Genomic DNA, 16,333 nt, shown 5'->3' with positions numbered 1-16,333 from the left:
TCCCCCAGTCCACACCGTACGTGCGACTTTCACCGCATACGGCGTTCCCTCGTCTATAAAAGACATTCTGTTTTCCCGTCCTACAAATATTTATTAAGATATTTCTTCGTTACCAACTTTTAATCTCAACTCATTGAGTTTTTCTTTTTGTTTTGGATTTAATTTTAGATATTTTAGAAGTTCCTCAATCGTTTCACTTTGTGTAGCGTGTATTACCCGATGAACCTCCTCAGTAACAATCACTAGGTTTTCATAGCTATCACTTTTGCTTTCATGATAAGGGATAATATGATGACAATGCATTTCAGATAAGATAAGCTCCTCACCTGTTACTGCACATCTTCCCTTTTGAGCGATGAATTTTGAAATTCGATTGTCCGCAAATTCAATCGTTGCTCTCTTACTAAGCACTGGATTGCTACACAACCACGATATCTTCCATTCTTCTACGGTTTGTTGCTTCTTATGAATGGCTTCCCTACCTTCTTCGGTGTATTTATTAATATTTCTTTTTTTACACATCGGATGTCTGTGTTGAATATACCCTACTGGTAATATTGGAAACCCTCTTATATATCGTATTTGTCCTGACCGTAGGTAAGGCTTGTATCCTTCGTACTTTCCGTATTGTCCTTCTTTTGAGATTCCTTGTTCTCGTAGTCGTATTTCAAAACTTGGTCTGAGTTCTCTTGCAATTTTTCGCATTGCTACACTACAATGAGTCGCAATTTTGAAGTAATTATGAATCCCAATAACCATACTGTTATAGACTCCAATATAGATAAAGGTATCTTTGCTATTAGGACTTTTTTGAATTCGTTTGATTTGTTTTTTTAGTTTCACTTTAATCATGCTTTGTGCTTTTGTACCTATATGCGTATTAACAACCTTTTTGTTACCTTTGGTCACTAATTTCATCGTAAAGCCTAAAAATTCACTTTCTTCTTTTGAAAGATTTGTGATTTTTGACTTTTCTTCAGATATTGGTAACTTTAGACGCTCCTGTAACCACATTTTAGTTGCATAGAAAACTTTTTTCGCTTCATTATAATTTCTACAGAAAATTTTAAAATCATCTGCGTATCTCACTAGGTATATTTCTTTTAGAGTTGTACTCTTTCTGAGCTTGTGATAGATATTACCTTTATCCCAAGCTCCATTTTTCCTAAAATGATGTTTTAGCTCTTTGGCATCTTTTTCCTCCCACTGATTTGCTATCCACCAGTCAAATTCGTTGAGATTGATGTTCGCAAGTAATGGGCTAAGTATTCCGCCTTGTGGTGTTCCTTTTGTTGGGTATATCAACTTCCCATTTGGAAGTACTACGGGTGCTCTTAACATTTTCCTAATGATTAAGAGAAGCTGTTTGTCTCGTATACCCATAGACCAGATTTGTCTCATGAGTTTAGTATGATTGACTTCGTCGAAGAAACCTTTGATATCTACATCTACCACATATTCCATGTGACTTTGATTCATTCGGGCCATACAATCTGCTATTGCGTGTTCTGCTGATCTATTTGGGCGGAAACCATAGCTGTGATTATTGAATTTTGCTTCACATATTGGTTCTAATACTTGTAAGATGCATTGCTGCGCGATTCTATCCCATATTGATGGAATACCCAACGGTCTTAATTTACCATTATATTTAGGAATTTCTACACGCCTTACTTTCCGAGGGTTATAATGTGCGAATCGCTTCCTAACAATTTCTACGAATTCATTACGGTTGAGATTTTCAATATCTTTAATCGTTACTCCATCTTCTCCTCTTGTCACACTACCGTGATTTCTCTTGATATTACGATATGCTAGGACAATGTTGTTATCAGAAATGATAATCTGCATTAGATTCTTGAAATTATCTCCCTTCAAACTTTTGGAGTATATCTTATCGAAGATTTCCGTCATGCCATAATATTCTGCATGCCGCAACTTCCTATCTTTTGGACTTGTTTCTTTTGTCATGGTTTATCACGCTCCAATTGGCTCGTGACCTTTTTAGTCATACGAGAATCCCATGGTTGAACGGGTTTCATGACTTTTACAGACGAATCGAGCCTGTTCCTCCAGTTCCATTACAGAACCTTCATCAGTCGTGACTCTACTTTCACCATCACTAAAGTAAGTTATTTGTCATTCACATATTTCTTACTACCACTTCATCGAGTATGCACTCTCCATGTTGATGGCTTCCCCTGTTCCCTTATATCTATCCACATGCCTTAACTTAGATGCTAGCTTTTGCCCCCTAACTTCTCCTACGCCTGTAACGCAGCATGGTCTTTCATAACAACGACTTTTACTCAACCACAAGTTAGCACAATGAGTGATTTTTTGCTCACTGTCTCTCCCATTTCTAGGAGCTATGCCTTTCGGACAGTACATTCGCTAGTTCGTCAGTACGTTTGTACATACTCACCATATTAAGTTTTTTTGGACACCCGACTTATCGGATACACCCTTTACCTCTAGAGAACTTTCGTGGTATTCACTATTTCTTTTACCTTACGGTATCCTTCAGCCGACTTCACCGAGCTTCACACAACGTTGGTCTGCATAAACTACTTGTTGCATGTCGGAGTATCAGTGGAAGCCCTTTGTGGCGTTACCCACTCATTTGACTTCTCGTTATAAGAGTTATTACAATAGTTTTTAGACTACTTGCAACCCACAGCTTTTCACTGCAGAACAGGTCGCACCATTATGGCACTCATCAATCATCGCCAAGAAGCGTTTGAAGTCTTGTTCTTCCATTTGTTTTTCTTTAATTAAGCGTCGTTGTCTTCGTCCTTGAATCAATGCCTGATTCCAAATCAACGTCATGGCCATGTACATCTGACATTGTTGTACCCCTCGATCTAGGCCTGTAATAGAGTCAATGTCAAAAAAGACCAACTGTTGTTGGTCAAGGTGTCGAATCGTACTATGACCATCAAAAATCATGCCATAAGTCTCACATAAGGATTCCACGATAGACTCCATTTCTTCTTTCCGATTCTTTTTCTCTTGGGAAGCCCCTGGTAGTTCCAGTTGTCCTAAAAAGGCTAAAAATTCTTTGAACGTCGGATAAGCTTCTGGATCTTTCCCTGTGACTTGCGTATCAGTATTTGAACGCGAATTTGAGGAAGTAAAGCCGCGTGGTACTGTTCCATACTCTTCATAAAAACGATTTAAGTAGGTCTTAAATTCTGCTTTCATCGTTCCTTTTAGCTGAGGACTCACTAACTGTACCTGATAGACCACTTTGTCTAAGTGTGTTTGATAGGACGCTGCTTCATTGATCTTCAAATCTTTGACTGATCCATCGTCATATAAACTGGATGCTTCATCATACGTCCGTGTGGCAAATATCTCTAAAGGATTGATCATTCCGTCAGATCCGTCTAAACGCACCATAATACCGTTATATTCCTTTAAGAAAGGAATAAAGTCTTTTCCCTTTTCAAAGCCCCAAATAAAGTCTCCTGCAGCTAAATGGGCTTCCGCGATCATTTTAAGAACGGTCGATTTACCAGCTCCCATCATTCCTAGAAGCAAGGTATTGGTAGATAAACGTACACTATTTTTATACGTGGCATTCCAGACAAATGGGCCGCCTGTCATGGTTTCCCCATATTGTGTGCCTCCTGGATCTTTTAGCGTTTGGTGGTGGAACGGGAATCCTCCGCCAATGTTTAACGATGGAAGTGATTGCCCTTTGATATTTCCAAACCATTCAGCTTGTTCATCGAACATGGTAAACATCGATTGCCAATCTCGTTTGGTTTTATGCAGATAAGTCACCGCACGATAATCCATCCCTTTTAGATTTTCGATCAGTTCCTGCGCCCGTTCATCCACTTCTTGGATCGTATTTCCGTAAACATGTACTCTCACTTTGACTTGTTTAGAAATTTCCCCATTAGAAGTCAATTTTCGGGCATATTCCGCTAGTTCCAGGTATTCTTCCGCACTTTTATTTCGGTCAGTCGCTTTTCGTTCATTATCTGATCGATCATTTAATTCATCTAATGCGCGGTTGATTTGATCAATCACTTTTTGCTTTTCATCTGTGCTAACATCTAGTGTGGCCACTGTATGAGGATTGTTCATGAGATTGGCCAACCAAAAAAGAGTAGGATTTTTTGTGTAATGATAAACTGTCACACATCGTGAATAACCATTTCCATAGGTCACATATTCTTCATCAAAATTCAACCCACCTTGTGGCATCACTTGTTTTAAGAAATCTAAATCATAACCTTTTGATTTTAAAATCTCTATTTCACGATTACCAAGTTGTTTTAATGGATCAATCACCTTTTGATTACTTTGCGTTGAAAAAGCTGTTTTTATCACATCTAGCATGAATCATTTCCTCCATCTTTTTTATTCGTCATTCATGTTGTTCATTCGATAAAGAATCTTAATCAATTCTTTTTTGTAGAGTGGTTTTAACCCTAAAATGCCACTAGATCGCATTAACTGACGATTTCTAGTTTGTAAATCCTTGATTGTCTTTCCTTCAATAACGAAAAAGAAGCTTAAGTCAGGACGTTCTTGTTCTGCCCGTTTTAATTCCTGGATCTCCTCTACTAATTTCTTTTCATATTTTCTTAATCGCTGTAGATTTCTTCCTAGTGACTGTTCCATACGATTTTTATCTAATAACTGCCGCTTTTGCACGATTTGTTCCGTTAGATCCGTCTCTGTGGTCAAACTAACTAACTTAATTGTTGGCACATACGTACGCATGACGGTGGTCAACTGATTCATTCGTTCTAGTTTCTCTTGTTCATTTAATCCCTCCACGTCAGTGGAAACGACACGATAATAACGCTGAAAATGATCTTCTCTAGTAATTAAGACTCCCTCTTCTGTACAGGATTTATATGGAAATAAGTCCAAGATAGAGCGCTCTTCTGGTTTTCCAAACTGCAAAATGGATTTCTTATCAACTGAATTTTGTCCTTTGACTCGCATTTATTCATCCTCCTTATACGTACCATGATAATTTCGGTTAGGATCTAACGCATGATAGTGGTTCTTATCCGTAAAGAAAATAGATTCGATAATCGCAAAAATTTGGCGTTGACCAGGGTTATTATAGGGTCGCCGGTTCTGTTGCAAAGTTTTAAATAAAGAATAAAATCCCTTACGGTATCTATGATTTAAGCTGGGATTCCCAATAATACCTTGATTTCAGTACAGACCGAAAACCCGAAGAGAGTGCCTTCTTTTCGGGTTTTCTTATATAATCCTCGAATGGCTTCCATGCCTTTAATCGTGGTAGAGGCAGTGCGTAAACTTCGATAGAATTTATTGCGTCTCTTTACTGGACGATGGTCTTGTTCAATCAAATTATTCAGGTATTTAATGGTACGATGTTCTGTCCCTTGATAAAAGCCGTATTCTTTTAGTTTCTTAAAGGCACTTGTAATAGAGGGGGCTTTATCTGTGACTACAACCTTCGGTTCATCAAACTGCTTCACTAACCGCTTAAGAAAAGCATAGGCTGCTTGTGTGTCCCGTTTTTTACGTAACCAAATATCCAAGGTTAAACCATCTGCATCGATGGCTCGATACAAATAATGCCATTTTCCTTTAATTTTGATGTACGTTTCATCCATTTTCCATGAATAAAAGGATTTTTTATTTTTCTTTTTCCAAATTTGATAGAGTAGTTTGCCATATTCTTGCACCCAACGATAAATCGTCGTATGAGAAACGTTAATGCCACGATCATATAAGATTTCTTGAACTTCACGATAGCTAAGGTTATAACGAAGATAGTAGCCCACGGCTACAATAATCACATCCTGCTGAAATTGCTTTCCTTTAAAATGATTCATCGTCATTCCTCCTGCTATCTTTTTCTATTATTCTACCTTATTTGATAGTAGATTTAAAACTTTGCAACAGAACCCATCGTGGGATATCAATGATATAGACATACATTGTACACATGCGGACTTGGATCTTAAGGCTTTACAAATTGATTATGATTATTTCCTACCAGATGAATATGCTAGAAATCTCTATCATGGACTGCATGATCAATTAGAAGAAAAAAACGAAGAAAATATGTTTTATAAAATCGTTCAATCTTTTGAGAATGAGACGGCTAAAAAATTGTTAATTCAATTTTACGAAGAACAAGCAACGGATCGTCTTCAAGAATATGTTGAAAAGTTGATCAAAAATGAAGAAATTTCTGAAATGATTAGGAAACGGCTGTTATTGGAAGCTGAAAAGGCGGTGAAAGAATGATCATTGGAGGAATTTTCTCTGGCATAGCCGACTGGTGGTCAGGTTTATTCGGAGAAGGGGATGCAGATCCCAAAACCGTAACGAAAGTCTTACAAGATTATGGTAATTATCTGCAGTATCAAGATGTATTCAGTTGGATTTGTAATACTTTTTTATGGGGATTGATCAAAGGGTTATATAATCTCAATACTTTATTAGAAAAAACAATTTATCAAAGCTTTGATTTAAAAGACTTATTGAACGCCGCTGGTGTTAATGAACTATTTCAAAGTTTGATTAGTAAGGTATTGGCTCTTTTTTGTGTCGTCACATTAATTTATTTAGGCTTGAAATTTTTTATGAGTAAACACCCACCGAAAGTCAAAAATATCTTGGTTAATTTATTTATGGCCATGATCTTGATTTTTGGTGGTAGTTCTTTAATCGATGAAGGGTTAAATATCAGTAAAAACTTTTATGGAGACGTCACTGCAGCAAATAAAGCAGATAAAACGGGTTCACCTGCTTTTCAAATTATTCAAAATAATGTGATTGATGTCAGTACATTACTAGCGACTGACCCGAATAAAGTAGAATCCTTACCAACAGATAAAAGAAATGCTTTAACAGCGAAAAATTTCAAAACAGCGAATATCAATGGGATTATTACACCTGATCAAGCTAAGAAAATGTCTGAATCAAGTGATATTAGTACAGTACAAAAAGATCGGTTAAAGGCATTACAGTATCGACTAGAGTTAGACGATAATGGGAAAGAAATCCCTGTTCAAATTAGTGATGAAGGTTTAGCAAAATATGTGTATACGTCAGGCTATCGTCGATACATTAGTAGTCCAGGGATTATTTTGGCTGGGGAATCTTCTTTGTCGGTAGCCTATTTATTTATTTTGTTTACAATCGTTACTTGCATTATTGAGCTAGTATTTAAAAAATTCTATTTAGTAATTGCCGCGTCAACGGACTTTGAGACAGGACAACGGATGAAAAGTGCGATAGAAGATATTTCTCAATCCTTCTTGTTATTGGCGTTTACGATTTTAGAATTACGAATCTATACATTAATGCTTTCAGGTATCGGTGATTTGCATGCGGTAGGAAAGATCAATGGATTCTTGTATGTTGTTGCTTTAATTGTGCTAACTATTGCGCTATTCAAAGGCTCTCAATCGGTTACGAAGATTTTCGGTGTTGATACGAGTCTGAAAAACGGCAGCAATTCTCTTCTTAGCATGTTTGCCTTAGGAAATATTGCGAAAAATGTGGGTAGCGGAGCTAAAAACCTTGCAAGTGCTGGTAAGAGTGGTTTAAGCCATTTAAATGATATTCGTAAGAATGGATTTGGCCATCGAAAAGATATTACCCATGATAACGGGGAAGAACAATCAGACGATAAAGCTACAACTGTACCTAATAGTAAGAAGACAGTTTCCGAAATGTTCGGGAAAGCGAAAAATGGTGTTTCTAAAGCCGCAGAAGGTCTTGGTTACGTCAATGAACGTGGGTTAAAAGGAACAGTTGAAGATCTTACAGAAAAAGCCAAAGACACCTTAGAAGAGAAATTAGACGGCACGAGAGCTAAAGAATTTGCTGAAGCTGTGAAGAATCCATCCGAAGCACTAGAAAAACAAAAAGAAAAAGCTTCAGCAGTCAAAGAAGGACTAAAAGATGCGTATGGTGAAGGACAAGTCAATGCAGCAGTGAAGGCAAATACAACAAGTGAAAAAGAAAATCAAGAAGGTGCAGCGATTCCTTCAGCCAAAGATCACCAAGATGAGTTACATTCTAACGAAAATTCGATCGGAGAAAAAGATTCAGAAGAAGGACAACATGGTCAGTTACCAAAAACCGATCCAGAACAATATCGTTATAAATCTAACATTAATTCTGAAAACGAAAAACGCATTTCAGATTTACCAAAACGAAATCAAGAAGTACAAACGGATGAGGATTCCATCGATCTGCCAAATGATAATGGCATCGAAGTTGGAACTGAAAAATCAACGAAAATTGGTTTGCCTAAGACACAAAATTTACCAATGAAAGGGTACTGTTCAAATGAAATCAAGTCGTTTGCCTGAAAATGGAAATCTGACAACTGTTTCTTACAATTTAGCTGAAAGTGGTGAAACAGAGAATGCGTCCGTTCAAAATATTGTGACAAAAGAAGCTGCACCTAAGCCAATCAATAAAGTTCATAATGGATACAGACCAGCAAACGTAGCATTTACTGCACCGACAAAAATAAATGTGACAAGAGAAACTAAAAACAGGAACAATGAATTGAAAGAACAACTATTGAAGGATATCAAACCATAAAAGGCCTATTTAAGGGCCTTTTTCTTTATAAAACAAGTTTAAAATGGAAAGGAGAAAATTGTGGAGGATATTTTAATAGCTACGTTTATAACTGCACTGGGAGCATTTTTAACGATATTTGTGGTGACTATTAAAGGATTTAAAGATACGGATAGTTTACAAAAAGATCATCAGTCTATTTTAGATGGTCAAAAAACACATACCGAAAGCATTATTGTACACCTTTCAGAAGGATTCACTTATTTGAAAGATGCTATGCCCACATTCACAGTAAAATTAACGGAAATATTTCATTCTGTTGAGCAAATATCGTCAGAATTGAAAGAGCAAAGACAACAAAAAGATCGTCAACTTGGCTCACTTAATTTTAGGCAAGAAACGATACAAGAATCATTGGAGAATGTAAATCGATTAAACGATGAAATGCAACGAGTTCATTTGGAAAATGAAGAATTACGCGCACAAAATTATGATTTAATTCAAAAGAAAAGAAATCTGGAACAAAAAATTGTTGAATTAAAAGAAGAAAATCGTCAATTGAATTATCAATTACGACGAGGAAAAAATCGTTCTCGTGATTTAGGAAATGAATTAGAGTTGTAATATTTAGAAAAACGCTGTGAGAAATCACAGTGTTTTTTATTTCTAAAAATACAAAATATAAGGGGTATGGTTATATTATGGATAAATACATTCATATGAAAAATCCTCCAAGATTTAGTGGGGAATGGAAGTTTTTCGCCTTTTTCTTTTTAGATCTATTAACGCTTGGTGGCTGCTTTTTTTGGGCGAAAATAGTCAATAATCTTGTCCACTTACCACTCTTTTTTGCACTCTTGAATTATGGATGGTTCTGTTGCAAAGTTTTAAATCTACTATCAAATAAGGTAGAATAATAGAAAAAGATAGCAGGAGGAATGACGATGAATCATTTTAAAGGAAAGCAATTTCAGCAGGATGTGATTATTGTAGCCGTGGGCTACTATCTTCGTTATAACCTTAGCTATCGTGAAGTTCAAGAAATCTTATATGATCGTGGCATTAACGTTTCTCATACGACGATTTATCGTTGGGTGCAAGAATATGGCAAACTACTCTATCAAATTTGGAAAAAGAAAAATAAAAAATCCTTTTATTCATGGAAAATGGATGAAACGTACATCAAAATTAAAGGAAAATGGCATTATTTGTATCGAGCCATCGATGCAGATGGTTTAACCTTGGATATTTGGTTACGTAAAAAACGGGACACACAAGCAGCCTATGCTTTTCTTAAGCGGTTAGTGAAGCAGTTTGATGAACCGAAGGTTGTAGTCACAGATAAAGCCCCCTCTATTACAAGTGCCTTTAAGAAACTAAAAGAATACGGCTTTTATCAAGGGACAGAACATCGTACCATTAAATACCTGAATAATTTGATTGAACAAGACCATCGTCCAGTAAAGAGACGCAATAAATTCTATCGAAGTTTACGCACTGCCTCTACCACGATTAAAGGCATGGAAGCCATCCGAGGATTATATAAGAAAACCCGAAAAGAAGGCACTCTCTTCGGGTTTTCGGTCTGTACTGAAATCAAGGTATTATTGGGAATCCCAGCTTAAATCATAGATACCGTAAGGGATTTTATTCTTTATTTAAAACTTTGCAACAGAACCTTACTAACTAAGTCCATCACCTCCCCTAATGACAACTTTTGAATATCAGAAAATAAAACACCTGGCATTTCCATGTTATGACCTGCTAGGACATAGTTTCCTTTGCCCATTTCGGCATCTTCATAAAAATAAGTAGCCGCTCCAAGACTCAAAGTGTATTGATTTGCCCCTTTAAAAATTGGCAATGCTAAACCAAGTGCAGGAATCTGAATTTGTGCAAATACTTGTTTATTGACGCCCATTTCGATTGCTTCTTTTTGTATGGACAACATTTGCCCCAAAGACATATCATTATTGACGTTCGTTGCATCCTCCTTATAACTCTTTGCATGTGCATTGATTTGATCTACGGGCATCTTTTTTTCTATATTTTGCTTAAACACCTCTCCTTCATGTTTTTGGTAGCTAACATAGCCAAACACACTGCAAAAGACGATTAAAGTGACTCCTAAAAAACCAAATAACCATTTTTTCATCCATCTGCCTCCTTTCAGACAAAACAAAAAAACTTTTTCTCATTTCCATAGAAAAAGTTTTAAAAATGAATTCTATAAGTTCGTCTCAACTGTTCAAAGTTTTTCATTGAACCTAACAAACAAGCTTTCTCTTTTCCTGTTAACTGCATATCATTGATATATTGCGCGACAGATAATCTTTTAAGGTGTTTTTGCTTCATCGTTTTTAGTAACTTTTCTTCCATTTCTTTCGACACTTTTTTTCTGTTTTCGATTTCTTCATAATTCATGAGTTTTCCTACCTTCCTTGTTTTTTGCAAAAATAAAAAAGCCTATGATCACATACGCTCTACACTTCAGTCTTGGGTTATCTTTTTCTTTCGTTTAATTACTGGCCGTGCTGGTTTCAAATCCTTGATTCCATTATGGGTTCTCCAATAATCGAATTCTTTTCGCAATCTTTCTTTTTCCATATCTGTTCCTTTAGATAAGGCTTTGAATACTTCTTTAGGTGAATAACCACGAGCTAACAGCTGTACATACCTTCCTTTTGTCAAAGTATCCATATCCATCGCCTCTAAAACTGGTCGCGCCATCTACTATTCCTCCTCGTAAAATATCATTTGTCTAATAGTTTTTATTCAAAATGTTTCTAGATTATAAAATTTATTGAATAACACATTCCTAACGGAATTTGTTTCGATATTGTGTGATTTCTCAGAGTACAATGGATGTATGGAAAGGATCCAACGGGAATTTGCTATTTCCTCCTGTAGCGTTTGTCTACCCTGTTTAGTCTGTTACCCGAACCACTGTTATCACTACCAACTCATTAGCTGTTTCGATAATGGACTAGACTTTCAAATAGTAGTTTGGAAGGCAGCTTCTAGCTCTTTTATCACCGTATTCTATTAGGCGAGGTTGTGGCTATACAGTGAGTTTCTGGGAAATCCCACAGTATCGAAGCATTTTCCAAAATTTATATCGAAAGGAGGTCCTTCTTCCATGAAATTATTTGTCGGTATTGACGTTAGCTCTGAAAAACTAGATGTTTGTTTTTTAACAGACGACAATCAATTGTCTATCTTATCTGAAATCTCTGTTGCCAATGACATCGAAGGTGCTTCATTCATACGAGAAACAATTCTTGAATTCAATGACAGCTACCACTTTGATCAAATTGTGATTGGCATGGAGTCAACGTCCATGTACAGCTTCCATCCTTCCATGTTTTTTCATGAAGATGAGAAACTAAAGAAGCTCAACACACTTGTAACGATTGAAAATCCTTTTCGGGTGAAACAATTTAGTCGCATGTTTGATGAGAATAAAACTGATCGAAACGATGCATTAAGAATCGCTGATTTCTTGCGTATTCAACGATTCACAACTTCCCCTATCAAAGAAGAGAAATACATGGCCTTACAGCGTTTAACACGTACTCGCTATCAACTTATTAAGCAATTGATTCGTACAAAGCAACATTTTCTTGAAAATCTAACGTACAAATGTAATACGCTTGCTCGAGAAATGCGAGACGAATCGACGAGTCTTTTTAGTGCAACCCTCATTTCACTCATGACGGAAGATTTCACATTGGATGAACTTGCTGAGCTTCCTTTAGAAGCTTTCTGTGATTTACTTCAAGAAAAAGGAAAAGGCCGTTTCAAGCAACCAGAAAAAATCGCTAAAGCAATTCAACGTGCAATTACCATGAGTTACCGCCTAGGTGCTCTTGCACAAGAATCAATTAATGTTGTTTTAAGTGTTCTCGTACGAGAAATACGAGCACTTGAAAAAAATATCAAAGAATTAGATAAAGCCATCGAACAAGTAATTGTTGTCATTCCAGAATATCAATGCTTAACCAGTATTCCAGGCGTTGGTAAAGTCTATGCTGCCGGTTTAATCGCTGAAATTGGTCAAATCGAAAGATTTGAAGATCAGACAAAATTGGCAAAATACGCTGGATTAAGTTGGAAAGTGAACCAATCTGGAAACTATCAGTCGCAAAATACACCTCTGACAAAACAAGGAAATCGATATTTTAGATACTACTTAGTTGAAGCTGCCAACTCTGTAAAAAATTATCTTCCTGAATACAAAGCTTTTTATCAAAGTAAATATAAGGAGGTTCCAAAGCATCAACACAAACGTGCACTCGTCCTAACCGCAAGAAAATTTACGCGTCTGGTGGATACGCTACTACGTAAACACCAACTCTATACGCCACCAAGGAGTGTGATAGAGAAATAACAATCCGTTATTGACGCAAATCCTTGAATCAACCCGAAAAAAATTTGATTTTGATCGGGTCTAGTTTCGTGCGCTTCAAAACATATTACTCAATAAAGAAAATCTTAAATTTCATCTTGACTTATCACCATTAGACTAAATAAATTCCTTACTCAATGCCTAAGGTAATACTACCTTTTTATTAATCGTCGTGACTCCTTCTAAGCCTTTATCTGTAAAATTTATTCCTCCAGTTTTTATTCTTCTTTATCCGCTACAAATTCAATGATTTCAAAGCTGACAATATAATCACTCAAATATGACCAAGTATCTTCAACAGATAATTCGTCTCCATTATCATTCATAAGCGTCATTTTAAACCATTCATTACCTTCATCATCTTCAGGTAGCAAGCCGAATCCAATTGGATTATCAGTCAATGTTTGATCGTATAAATCATCCTCGTCTAATGCTAAAACATCTAATCCTTTACAATTTCCGCCCCTTCTAAACGTCACAAATCCTTTGTAATCCCAACGTTGGAAAGAAACCTTAATAGTATGTGTGCCCAATCGTATATTCGGATCATAATTTTTCATTTGTCATTCCTCCATTACGTAAATTTCATTTTCTCTATGCTTTATATTAATTTTTTCACTTTATTCAGGACTTGTTCATATTTTATCGTTTTTCGTTTACTTAAAAATACATAAAAAATTTCGACTCGTTTATGGCGTCCGAAACGAGAAACCCTAGTAGACAGCGGTAAATGCTCGATTGATCCAATAATCAACGTCCTCGCAAGTATCTACATGTACTGCAGCACACGACACAATTTCTTGTGCGTCCTCCCCATTACGAGAAGACCTACTCCTTATTCCATGAGTTTGCGTCAAAGTCTAGATCCCTTAGTAGCTGCTCATGATTAATCTAGACGCTATTCTAACTTGTCTAACTTCTAAATTCCCTCTTGTTTACTCTGCGCTTATTATTTACACAAATTCATTTCACCACTATCCAAACAAGCGCATTTACTCGATTGACCAATTTTTTACGTTACCAATCGTTAAAACCTACCCCGTCACTCCCCGAAGGGAATTGTTGATAGATCAAGTCTACTCCTTATTTTTCTAGTGACTCTAAGTTCCTTTAGAAGTCTCGACAATATTTTCAAGCAAGCGAAAAACGATAAAATACAAGTTATGAGAATGATCAATTCAGCCGATCAAACGCCCCATCCCTTTTGCGGTACAACGCAAGACTCCATTTTTTCTTCGACCAATCAGTACACCGTTTTGGTCATAAACATGTTTGATTGTTGGATATAGCTCTTTTAAGGGGATAGGATCTTTTAAAATTATTTGCTTTTGTTTCCCAATGTAATAAATCATTTCCTCTGAGACTTTGTCTTTCTGGATTATATATTTCTTACACTGCACAACGGTTTTACTTTGGCCAGTTGATAGTTTCTTCGTGATTTTCTCTGTAGCGGTACACCGTTTACCGTAGTGACAAATATCTTTGAGACTCAAAATTCCTGTATATGACATAAAATAAACCACCCAATTTCTTTAAATATTTTTAACAAGTTTTTCTTGTTATTTTTCAAAAATAGAGAATTGATTTTCGTTCATGACAAACAAAAAAGAGGGAACGCATCCAAACATGCGTTCCCTCTAATTTCAGCGTTCGTCATACGGCAAAGAGCCACACGGACATTTTTATAACATTATGCTTAGGCATAGATTCATCGTAATATCACGTATTTTTAACCTTAACACAGCCAAAAAAAGTGGTATCACTTTTGAATATCTGTTATACTAAATCCATTGCGGGTAATACCGTAACACTGAAAGGTTAACGCATTAAGGGCCAAATCTTAATGCCGTGTATGAACGCTGACGAAGGTTACCAGCCTTCCGAGTTCATACCGCCTTTCTTTTTTTTGTATTTTCAATTGTCCAAATTTATCATCCAAAAGTGCAAAACGAAAATCAATTCATCACAAGCATAGCAGACAATTAAATTTATACAAAAAATGTAAGCGAATAATATTCGTATTGCCTGAAAAGAAGTAATATCAAGATTTTTAGCTTGTTTAAATAATGAAATTATCTCTCTTCGCGTATTATTATAACTCAAAAAAAAGGAGTATGCAAACATACGTTCCCTTTTCTATATTTGAAATTAATTATTTCTTTTAACACTTATGACGTAAAAGGCTACGTTTGTGATTTTTATCATAATATTTTAACTTATAAATTCTATTAAAATAGCTATTATTTTGTAATATTCGTAATATAATTAGAATAATAAAAAATTTTTAATTTTAATGTTACTCCATGAAGCAACAATCACTTTGTCAGTAAAGTTTCACTCTAACCAGTCTTTCGTAATAGTGCTTGGGGAGCTTGCATAATTCAAACGTTTTTCACTTGATACTTTAGCAGCTATTGGTTTTTCGATAAACCAATTTTTTACATAGACAAAAATCAGGTTCTGGATATTTTCGACTTTTTCGGTTTTTAATTTTTGATAGGCTTTTAACAGTGTCGTGTATAATTCTTGTTCTGCATTGACATAATAACTATCGAGTTCTTCAAAAACTATCGAAATATCACTTTCTATTTCAGCTTTTTTCTTTGCATTATGAATAGTCTGGACGGTTTTTTGAGCTTCACTGTAACTTGAAGAAAATGTTTTTATCAAATTTAATACTCGTTCAGGGACAAACGTAGCAATGCTGTCGTTTGTCATAATTGTCTCAAAATTGTCTAACAACAATTGATCTTGTAGGCGGTCTTTTTCAGTGTCTATATTGTGTCTATTAGTGTCTAATATATTATTATTAAGTTCTGGTATGATTTTCATACCCTCTGATTTATCAACGTTTTGGCACGGTATGATTTTCATACCCTCTTGAGCCCCAAGGGATTCAGCGTCTGATTTTTCGTCGAGGGTGGGTATGATTTTCATACCCTCTGATTTATCAACGTTTTCCCTATTCTCTCTATCAAATTTTTCGAGTAAGTAGATATCATTTTCTGAGACTTTTAATTCTGCTAGATATAGTCTATTAGGATTATTTTTCCCTAACTGTTTGTTAAATCCCATCTGCTTTTGTAATAATAAACCAAAGGATTCCAACTCTTTTTTGATTGCTATCGCTTTTTGTTTTTGGCAGTTTAATACTCTACATAGTTCATTTGTCGTATAAGTAAAATAAACATTACCTTCTTCATCGATTTGCCGTTTGCTGATTGCGATCTCTAATCTTGCTTTTAAAAGCATATAGGCAATCTTAGTTGAATCTTTCATTTTTTTGTATTCGTCAGAAACAATAAAGACTTTTGGAAATTGATAAAATAATTCGTTGTAAACTCTATCCGCCTTAAAAAATTTAAAATCAGTCAT

General features: G+C 35.8%; 12 protein-coding genes and 3 pseudogenes. 5 read left to right on the top strand and 10 right to left on the bottom strand.

The genetic code is table 11. The annotated features are described in order from the left end of the window. Positions 1 to 93 precede the first annotated feature (93 nt). The 4 genes from ltrA to ACIFUW_RS13890 form a co-directional block, all read right to left on the bottom strand. Positions 94 to 1,971 carry a group II intron reverse transcriptase/maturase gene (gene ltrA, locus ACIFUW_RS13905; RefSeq protein WP_002305177.1) on the bottom strand — a complete coding sequence of 626 codons (1,878 nt, stop codon included), beginning with the start codon at positions 1,969 to 1,971 and terminating at the stop codon, positions 94 to 96. A 687-nt stretch (positions 1,972 to 2,658) separates the two neighbouring features. After that, positions 2,659 to 4,353 (bottom strand): ATPase, encoded by a 1,695-nt coding sequence (locus ACIFUW_RS13900; protein WP_065305674.1) that lies wholly within the window; start codon positions 4,351 to 4,353, stop codon positions 2,659 to 2,661. 21 nt (positions 4,354 to 4,374) lie between these two features. Next, complete coding sequence (locus tag ACIFUW_RS13895) at positions 4,375 to 4,968, bottom strand: hypothetical protein (RefSeq protein ID WP_002302855.1); 594 nt, start codon at positions 4,966 to 4,968, stop codon at positions 4,375 to 4,377. 188 nt (positions 4,969 to 5,156) lie between these two features. Then, positions 5,157 to 5,837 carry an IS6-like element IS1216 family transposase gene (locus ACIFUW_RS13890; RefSeq protein ID WP_001015311.1) on the bottom strand — a complete coding sequence of 227 codons (681 nt, stop codon included), beginning with the start codon at positions 5,835 to 5,837 and terminating at the stop codon, positions 5,157 to 5,159. Between the two features lie 70 nt (positions 5,838 to 5,907). On the opposite strand from ACIFUW_RS13890, the pseudogene ACIFUW_RS13885 reads away from it, so the two are divergent. The 4 genes and pseudogenes from ACIFUW_RS13885 to ACIFUW_RS13870 all read left to right on the top strand — a co-directional run. After that, positions 5,908 to 6,255, top strand: a pseudogene (locus ACIFUW_RS13885) (VirD4-like conjugal transfer protein, CD1115 family); the annotation flags it as partial. After that, a pseudogene (locus ACIFUW_RS13880) lies at positions 6,252 to 8,571 on the top strand (pLS20_p028 family conjugation system transmembrane protein). The pseudogenes ACIFUW_RS13885 and ACIFUW_RS13880, both read left to right, overlap by 4 nt. Before the next feature lie 60 nt (positions 8,572 to 8,631). Continuing rightward, positions 8,632 to 9,174, top strand: coding sequence for a hypothetical protein (locus ACIFUW_RS13875; protein ID WP_002302857.1), 543 nt, complete (start codon positions 8,632 to 8,634; stop codon positions 9,172 to 9,174). A 320-nt stretch (positions 9,175 to 9,494) separates the two neighbouring features. Further along, a complete protein-coding gene (locus ACIFUW_RS13870) occupies positions 9,495 to 10,175 on the top strand; it encodes an IS6-like element IS1216 family transposase (protein ID WP_001015311.1) in 681 nt (226 codons plus the stop codon). A 56-nt stretch (positions 10,176 to 10,231) separates the two neighbouring features. Here ACIFUW_RS13870 and ACIFUW_RS13865 read toward each other — a convergent pair. The 3 genes and pseudogenes from ACIFUW_RS13865 to ACIFUW_RS13855 all read right to left on the bottom strand — a co-directional run. Next, a pseudogene (locus ACIFUW_RS13865) lies at positions 10,232 to 10,705 on the bottom strand (class A sortase); the annotation flags it as partial. A 59-nt stretch (positions 10,706 to 10,764) separates the two neighbouring features. Then, positions 10,765 to 10,974 carry a hypothetical protein gene (locus ACIFUW_RS13860; protein ID WP_002295672.1) on the bottom strand — a complete coding sequence of 70 codons (210 nt, stop codon included), beginning with the start codon at positions 10,972 to 10,974 and terminating at the stop codon, positions 10,765 to 10,767. Positions 10,975 to 11,040: 66 nt separating this feature from the next. After that, the gene (locus tag ACIFUW_RS13855; protein ID WP_002295673.1) at positions 11,041 to 11,280 is read right to left on the bottom strand and encodes a hypothetical protein; all 240 of its coding nucleotides are present in this window, start codon (positions 11,278 to 11,280) and stop codon (positions 11,041 to 11,043) included. A 409-nt stretch (positions 11,281 to 11,689) separates the two neighbouring features. On the opposite strand from ACIFUW_RS13855, the gene ACIFUW_RS13850 reads away from it, so the two are divergent. Next, positions 11,690 to 12,940 (top strand): IS110 family transposase, encoded by a 1,251-nt coding sequence (locus ACIFUW_RS13850; protein ID WP_002297404.1) that lies wholly within the window; start codon positions 11,690 to 11,692, stop codon positions 12,938 to 12,940. A gap of 236 nt (positions 12,941 to 13,176) precedes the next feature. Here ACIFUW_RS13850 and ACIFUW_RS13845 read toward each other — a convergent pair whose 3' ends face one another. From ACIFUW_RS13845 to ACIFUW_RS13835, 3 genes are all read right to left on the bottom strand, one after another. Beyond that, positions 13,177 to 13,518, bottom strand: a complete 342-nt coding sequence (locus tag ACIFUW_RS13845) for a DUF5406 family protein (protein ID WP_002295674.1) — start codon at positions 13,516 to 13,518, stop codon at positions 13,177 to 13,179. Positions 13,519 to 14,136: 618 nt separating this feature from the next. Then, on the bottom strand, positions 14,137 to 14,469 hold the full coding sequence (traE, locus tag ACIFUW_RS13840) for a type IV conjugative transfer system protein TraE (RefSeq protein WP_002323647.1): 333 nt from the start codon (positions 14,467 to 14,469) through the stop codon (positions 14,137 to 14,139). An 823-nt stretch (positions 14,470 to 15,292) separates the two neighbouring features. Then, a complete protein-coding gene (locus tag ACIFUW_RS13835; RefSeq protein ID WP_002326172.1) occupies positions 15,293 to 16,333 on the bottom strand; it encodes a replication initiator protein A in 1,041 nt (346 codons plus the stop codon).

The organism is Enterococcus sp. PLH-Efm8 (assembly GCF_053011625.1).
The sequence above is the reverse complement of the archived record's forward strand: the minus strand, read 5'-3'. Positions and strand labels throughout refer to the sequence as shown.

What these genes read in the sequence shown, in the direction of transcription:
- ACIFUW_RS13895 (WP_002302855.1), bottom strand. Translation starts at nt 4,968, where the DNA reads ATGCGAGTCAAAGGACAAAATTCAGTTGATAAGAAATCCATTTTGCAG.
- ACIFUW_RS13870 (WP_001015311.1), top strand. Translation starts at nt 9,495, where the DNA reads ATGAATCATTTTAAAGGAAAGCAATTTCAGCAGGATGTGATTATTGTA.
- ACIFUW_RS13845 (WP_002295674.1), bottom strand. Translation starts at nt 13,518, where the DNA reads ATGAAAAATTATGATCCGAATATACGATTGGGCACACATACTATTAAG.
- ltrA (WP_002305177.1), bottom strand. Translation starts at nt 1,971, where the DNA reads ATGACAAAAGAAACAAGTCCAAAAGATAGGAAGTTGCGGCATGCAGAA.
- ACIFUW_RS13900 (WP_065305674.1), bottom strand. Translation starts at nt 4,353, where the DNA reads ATGCTAGATGTGATAAAAACAGCTTTTTCAACGCAAAGTAATCAAAAG.
- ACIFUW_RS13860 (WP_002295672.1), bottom strand. Translation starts at nt 10,974, where the DNA reads ATGAATTATGAAGAAATCGAAAACAGAAAAAAAGTGTCGAAAGAAATG.
- ACIFUW_RS13855 (WP_002295673.1), bottom strand. Translation starts at nt 11,280, where the DNA reads ATGGCGCGACCAGTTTTAGAGGCGATGGATATGGATACTTTGACAAAA.
- ACIFUW_RS13890 (WP_001015311.1), bottom strand. Translation starts at nt 5,837, where the DNA reads ATGAATCATTTTAAAGGAAAGCAATTTCAGCAGGATGTGATTATTGTA.
- ACIFUW_RS13850 (WP_002297404.1), top strand. Translation starts at nt 11,690, where the DNA reads ATGAAATTATTTGTCGGTATTGACGTTAGCTCTGAAAAACTAGATGTT.
- traE (WP_002323647.1), bottom strand. Translation starts at nt 14,469, where the DNA reads ATGTCATATACAGGAATTTTGAGTCTCAAAGATATTTGTCACTACGGT.
- ACIFUW_RS13835 (WP_002326172.1), bottom strand. Translation starts at nt 16,333, where the DNA reads ATGACTGATTTTAAATTTTTTAAGGCGGATAGAGTTTACAACGAATTA.